Consider the following 5,684-nt stretch of genomic DNA (forward strand, 5'->3'; position numbering starts at 1 on the left):
GGCTTCATTCAGGGAGGCGGGCTGGTTGCGCCTCCCGAATTCACCAACGAGATCGGCACCTTGTTGCCGATCGCACCATGAGGTCTTTCCTCATTGTAGTATCTACGCCAATCCTCCATCTTTTCGCGGGCATCCGCAAGGGTCAGGAACCAATGCTGGTTCAGGCATTCTGCACGGAAGCGGCCATTGAACGCTTCGATGAAAGCATTATCAGTCGGCTTGCCGGGGCGTGAGAAGTCCAACGTCACACCCTTGGAATAGGCCCRCAGGTCCAAGTCGCGCGACACGAACTCGGTCCCTTGGTCGACACGGATCGTTTTCGGATAGCCGGCTTTTTGGCACACCCGTTCAAGGGTTTGCACAACGTCTTCGCCTCTATAGCTATGACGTGGATCAAGCACCGGCACGTAGCGCGAGAAGGTGTCGACCACCGTCAGCACGCGCAGTTTCTTACCCGTTGCGAGTTGGTCGTGAACGAAGTCCATCGCCCACGTTCCGATCACCGCCGCTTCAAGTTCACAGCCGACAATGTTGCCATGCTGCTTAACCGTGACGTTCACAACCGTTTTCAATCCTCGAGCCGACAGGGCCTACACGGATCACGACCTTGGCGCCCGCCATAATCGAGCGTAAGGGCCATCAGTTCTCACTAGGTCAGCGTGCTTTCCCTCCTCAATGACCCGCCCCTTGTCCAGGACCACAATATTGTCCGCCCCACGAACGGTGCTCAACCGATGAGTGATGACTATGATGGTCTTCCCAGCGCGAGACAGATCCTCAACAACCCGCAGCACAAATTCTTCGGCTGCCGAGTCCAGAGAGGAGGTCGCTTCGTCAAGGATTAGAACGTCGGGATCCCGGTACAGGGCCCGAGCCAATGCGAGGCGCTGCTTCTCACCTCCGGAGAGGCGAACCCCGTTCTCGCCCAGATGGGCCTGGAACCGCCCGGGCCAGCGCTCGATGCACTCCCGCAGTCCTATTCGATCACAGATGCGTACGATCTTATCGAACTCCGGTTCGAACTCGCCCAGGGCGATGTTCTCGATCACGGAACCGGAGAAGACGTCTATCGATTGCGGTACTGCAGCCATGACCTTGTGCAGTGATGCGCTCGAGAAATCCTGGAGGGCATATTGGCCGATCCGAATGCATCCATCCTCAAGCTGGTAGACATTCTGCAGCAGAGCCGCAAGGGTGCTTTTGCCCGAGCCGCTCTCACCCACGACGGCCGTCAACTCTCCTTGGCGAAAGGAGACGCTTAGATCGCTGAAAACCTCCGCCTGCGCGCCATAGCGGAATGTGACGTTCTCCAGGCGAATATCTCCGAGATCGGTCTTCGTAGCATCGATGCCGCTGCTGCTTGCCGACTCCAGTTCAAAGATCTCGAAAAGTCTATCCGCCGCGATAAACGCGTCTTGAACGATCCGGTTGGTCTGGATCAGGCGGGCGACCGGCCGGGTGATATAGCCAAGCAACGTATAGCAGGACAGCAATTCGCCGGGCGTGACGGCCTGTTCGAGCGCAAGCGTGGTTCCAAACCACATCAGCACGATGGTGAACAGGACCGACAGCAACGTCGAGGCGTTGTCGCCGCAGATTGAGATCAGCCCGGAGCTGTAGACGGAATGCAGCATCTTTACGAAGCGGGTCTCCATTTTGAAGTTTGCGAAGCTCTCGACGCCGGAAGTCTTAATGGTGGAGACAGCTCCGAGTGATTCTACCAGTTGCGCCTCGAGTTTGGCGTCATTTTCCATGATGACTCGTTGGAGATTTCGATTCATCCGATTGATGGCCCAATATACCAGGATGTACATTGGAATGGCGAGCGCCACGATCAAAGCAATATTCCAGGAATAGATGAACATCATTCCGAACGAGAACAGTATCATTAAAATGTCAACAAACATGTTTATCGAAACGTCGTTCAGGAAGCTCCTGATTTTCACAGCGTCGTTCATGCGCGACACGATTTCTCCCATGCGCATGCTATCGAAGAACTTCTGGGGCAGGGCCAGGATGTGATTGTAATAGCCGAGGATCAAGCATACGTCGATCTTCTGCCCCGTCTGCAGGACGAGTCGGCCTCTTAGGAGGTTGATCAGGATCTGTATCGCTAGGATCAGCAGCATTGCGATGCTCATCAAGTTGAGCAGGTTGCGGTTTCCCGCTGGGATCACGTGATCAACGATCTTCTGAACGTAGATCGCCGTCGAGAGACTGAGGACGGTCGTCACAAGAGCGCCGACGAGAGCCTGCGCCATCACCGTGCGGTGTGGCGCGAGTAGGCGGGCGAATCGGGCGAGGGGCGACGTGGTCTCGTCTCGACGATTGAATGTGTCTGCCGGAACCAGCAAAACCAGAACGCCGGTCCATTGCTCCATGAATTCCTGATGCGGCACTTTGCAGATTTCGCCCAAGGCAGGGTCCATGACGATGACCCACTTGGCGTCGATCGCATGGACCACTACGAAATGGTGCAGGTCCTCCTTGACGACGTGCGCGATAGCGGGCTTGGGGATCTTGTACAGGCTGTCGAAGCCACCTTTGACGCCTTTCGCGATGAAGCCCAGCTTCTGCGCCGCTTCCGTGAGCCCCAGCACACTCGTACCGGAGCGGTCGGTCGACGCATACTGGCGGATGCGCGCCAATGGCAACTTGTAGCCATAGAAGGCTGCGACAGATGCGAGGCTGGCGGCGCCGCAATCCGTGATGTCACGCTGTTTGAACTTAATGGCCTTACTCGACATGGAGGCTCGCTGGCTGTTGGGACAATATTAGCGCCCCGCCAGCATCGGGTTGAGCCAATCGTCTGCCTCGTCGTAGAGCAGTTGCAGGAGAGTGCGATTGGCCAACAGAAAGCGAGCCCGCACGGTCATGCCTTTCTTCAGGTGGCCGATGGCCCCGCTTTTCAGCGCGAGTTCGCTGCGAGAGAGCGCGCACTGGACCTTGAAGACCGGGTTCCCGTCATGCAGAGTGAAGTCCTGCGCCACCTCGACCACCCTTGCTTTGATGACACCCCATTGGTTGTAGTTAAAGGCATCCACTTGGAGCCGCACCGGCTGACCAGGCTGCACAAAGCCAATGTCGTTGGGGGAGACGTAGATTTCCGCCACCAGATCGTCGTTCGGCGAGATCCAACCAACGGTTTGCCCGCTCTGCACGTAGCTTCCGTGCGCGAGGCCGGAGAACTGCTCGAGAGCACCCGATACTGGGGCGCGGATGCGGTGCAGGTCCCGTTCGTGCTCGAGCTGATGCAAGGTGGCCGTGAGTTCCTTTAAGCGCAGGTTAGCATCAAGGAGCTTCTGGTTCCAATCAGCGGTTTTGCGTCGCACGAGGATCTCGCCTTGGACCTCGATATTTTGGAGAGCGAAAGCCTTCTCGTCAACGGTCTTCGCCGGCGCCGCAGCAGCCGAGACAAGTCGCTTTGCGCGGTCGAGTTCCGCCGCGGCGTTACTGCGCGCATTTTGGTTCTCGCGCAGCAAGTTGAGAAAATGCACCCTTTCAGCCGTCGCGGATTCGGTTTGGAGGGGGGGCGAGACGCTGAGCCTTGCGCCGGAAGAAATCAGCGTTTGGAAGTCATGGGCAAGATCGCTCTTGGCATGAATGTCGGCTAAAACCCCGCTGAGCTTTTCCTCGATTACATGATCGTCAAAGGCGATTATTTCCTTCCCCTTAGCAACGACATCGTTCTCAAAGGCAAGGACACGGGAGATGCGTCCGGAGACGGGCGCTATCAGGGGCGTCTTCTCCACGATCGGGCGAATAGTACCGACACTCTGCATGGAGACCGGTATGGTAACGAGTGGCAGTGAGCCAAATGCCGCGGCGACGAAGAGCAAGATCGCCCTATAAATGCTCAAGGATCGTCCTGATCGTCGCGCCAGTATGCTTTCTGCGGTGCAGCTGGCCGTTTCAGCAGAAAGGGGAACTGCTAGTCTGTAGTCACTAGGAGCCATCGAGAGCCAGCTCGCTTATCAACCAAACAAGTGTCCGTAACGTCGCAAAAACAAGTAAACCCAAAAATACCAACCTCCGGAGGTTTCAGCTGCTTCTTGAGGGGTTAATTCGGTTACACGATAGGCTGCCATGTTGTTCATCATTGGTGTCTCCGTTCAGAGCTGGATTGAGAAGATGCCAAGGCCCCCGTTGGGAGCTCCTAGCGGCGCGCAACAAAAAGGTTCAAGATTCGTGCCAATGCAGAAGGAGCGAAAAGCATCAGAAAACTGTTCTGTATGTTATTCAATGGCTGCCCTAGAGCGCCGAGACGTGCCAAACCGCACATCACGCTGTCGCAAGCACGACAAACCGAGTAGGGTTCTGAATGAACGTCCTGAACAGGATCGACAGCTCCAAAGTTCGGTGGCGACGGTACAGTTGAGACTCGGCGCTCAGTAAGCGCGCCCCCATCCGCGTAGCCCCCATCGAGTTTGCCGTCGATTTTTGTTGCTGCTGATTCACTCTGAAACCTGGTGAATTGTTAGTGGCCCTCCGCACGATAGTGGGCGCGGATGCGCCGCTTGGTGCCGCGGGCCTTGTCCCTATTGGCAGATGCTATGGCCGGATGTGTCAAGTAAAAGATCCACCGGATGCGAAAAGAAACACGAGACCTATTGGGCAATGCTTGGGCGGGTCCCGACGCTATGGCGATCTCAGACCTGCACTTGTTCCGGCCCAGGCTGTGGCCGACAGCGATCGTCTCGCGGGGCCGTTGCGACAGGAGGATAGCTGGCAAATCTCAAGCTCACCTCGACATCCGGTTACGCGAGCTTGGCCGCGCCAGCTCGGGCTGTTACGATTCCGGGCGGCTCGATTGCGAAGGCGACGTCCAGACGTGGATGCTGCGACTGGCTTCTGCGAAGCATTCAGTCATCTGCGTACAGGAGCGCCCTGCGATGAACGTCATCCTCGCAGAAGAGACTAGCTTTGGCCTGCGCATGATGGCCGATGCCACAGACGCCCACACCTTGTGGGTGTTAATCCGTGTTCGACAGTGGCATGTCGAGAGCGAAGCCTACGACCGGGCGCTAGCCAGGGTGGTCGAGGCGCAGGCGGGGTTACCGATCCATGGGCACTCCGGCTTCGAGCGACGGCCTATTATTTGCCGCCACAGCGCAAGGCGACGCCCTGGTAAACGTGAAATACGGCAGGATGCTAGGCCTTCAGGCCTACAGCCAGGTCTCGGATCGATACGGGTCGATCCGTCTGTCGTCCTCGTCGATCAGACGCTTGAGCCATTCCAGCGCCGCGATGGCGGACCCGATGTGCTGCATTATTCCGGAATTCGAGCAGGCTCAGCAGCCTCGGCAACATGCGTGGATAATGAAATGCCGTAGGAGGAACGTGGCACCGCCTGGGCTCGCTGCTTAGGAACCGCCAGTCTTGTATTTGCGGACCAGAGCCGAAAGTATCGCCTGTTCGGCAATTTCGGCACCGCTCCGTCGAGGGCCTTGATCGCGGACCCGGCGATGCGAGCCAAAAGGCGCTCCTCGCTGGCCCCTTTTCAATTTCTTGGCGATCGAGGCGACGACCCTACGTTCCCATTCGCCACCATCTTGTGCACTTTGATCTGAACCCTTCAAACTGGACCAGTTTTGGTTAGAGTTTTCCGGTGCATTTTCCTGGCTGGGAAAGGGACCAGAAGACGATGAAAGCGTCGCAGTTTTCGGACGCTCAGAAGGCGTTCA

Annotated in this window: 4 protein-coding genes and 1 pseudogene; 1 reads left to right on the forward strand and 4 read right to left on the reverse strand. The window is 57.2% G+C overall.

Annotation, left to right across the window (positions count from 1 at the left end; genetic code table 11):
- Nucleotides 1-8: 8 nt before the first annotated feature.
- The 4 genes and pseudogenes from BBJ66_RS25195 to BBJ66_RS35695 all read right to left on the reverse strand — a co-directional run.
- Nucleotides 9-491, reverse strand: a pseudogene (locus BBJ66_RS25195) (IS3-like element ISRel21 family transposase); the annotation flags it as partial.
- A gap of 108 nt (nucleotides 492-599) precedes the next feature.
- The gene (locus tag BBJ66_RS25200; protein ID WP_004676279.1) at nucleotides 600-2,747 is read right to left on the reverse strand and encodes a peptidase domain-containing ABC transporter; all 2,148 of its coding nucleotides are present in this window, start codon (nucleotides 2,745-2,747) and stop codon (nucleotides 600-602) included.
- A gap of 27 nt (nucleotides 2,748-2,774) precedes the next feature.
- Nucleotides 2,775-3,860 (reverse strand): HlyD family secretion protein, encoded by a 1,086-nt coding sequence (locus BBJ66_RS25205; protein WP_008533948.1) that lies wholly within the window; start codon nucleotides 3,858-3,860, stop codon nucleotides 2,775-2,777.
- Nucleotides 3,861-3,974: 114 nt separating this feature from the next.
- Nucleotides 3,975-4,100 carry a hypothetical protein gene (locus tag BBJ66_RS35695; protein WP_004676277.1) on the reverse strand — a complete coding sequence of 42 codons (126 nt, stop codon included), beginning with the start codon at nucleotides 4,098-4,100 and terminating at the stop codon, nucleotides 3,975-3,977.
- 792 nt (nucleotides 4,101-4,892) lie between these two features.
- On the opposite strand from BBJ66_RS35695, the gene BBJ66_RS35495 reads away from it, so the two are divergent.
- Nucleotides 4,893-5,333 (forward strand): transposase, encoded by a 441-nt coding sequence (locus BBJ66_RS35495; RefSeq protein ID WP_244511745.1) that lies wholly within the window; start codon nucleotides 4,893-4,895, stop codon nucleotides 5,331-5,333.
- Nucleotides 5,334-5,684: the final 351 nt, after the last annotated feature.

It is taken from the genome of Rhizobium sp. RSm-3 (assembly GCF_001854685.1).
GTDB classification, from domain to species: Bacteria; Pseudomonadota; Alphaproteobacteria; order Rhizobiales; family Rhizobiaceae; genus Rhizobium; species Rhizobium ecuadorense.